The following is a 421-nucleotide window of genomic DNA, read 5'->3' as shown; positions in this document are numbered from 1 at the left end:
CTGAATAATACCGTCTGTAGACAGTGTCTTGCCTAAGCCTGTTGCTGTCGTATTTACAGAAAGCGTACCGTCTGCAGCTACTGATAAGCCCGTTCCCGGTTTTACGGCTCCTGTTGCGGAAGCCGTTGCAGGACTTACGTTTACCGTATAGGCCGTATTGTTGCCACTTGTTGCGGAAGTTACTGTGGTCGCCGTTCCTGCCACTACAGAACTGGTCTTTTGGTTGTTCTGAAGTGCTGTTGTGTTTACTGACAATGTTCCGTCTGCCGCGATGTTTATTGTTGGTGCCGTACTTGCTTCCTTTACCACTCCTAAATTACTGGCTGTGGCTGTAGGTACGCTAACCTTATAATCTGTAGTATTGCCGCTTACTGTTGAAGCTACCGTAGTATTGGTACCATTGCTTAATGTTGTCAATTTT

General features: G+C 46.6%; 1 pseudogene. It reads right to left on the bottom strand.

The window, feature by feature from the left end:
* Positions 1-421, bottom strand: a pseudogene (locus ASG38_RS00400) (hypothetical protein); the annotation flags it as partial.

Source organism: Flavobacterium sp. Leaf359, from assembly GCF_001423985.1.
Taxonomy (GTDB): domain Bacteria; phylum Bacteroidota; class Bacteroidia; order Flavobacteriales; family Flavobacteriaceae; genus Flavobacterium; species Flavobacterium lindanitolerans.
The sequence above is the reverse complement of the archived record's forward strand: the minus strand, read 5'-3'. Positions and strand labels throughout refer to the sequence as shown.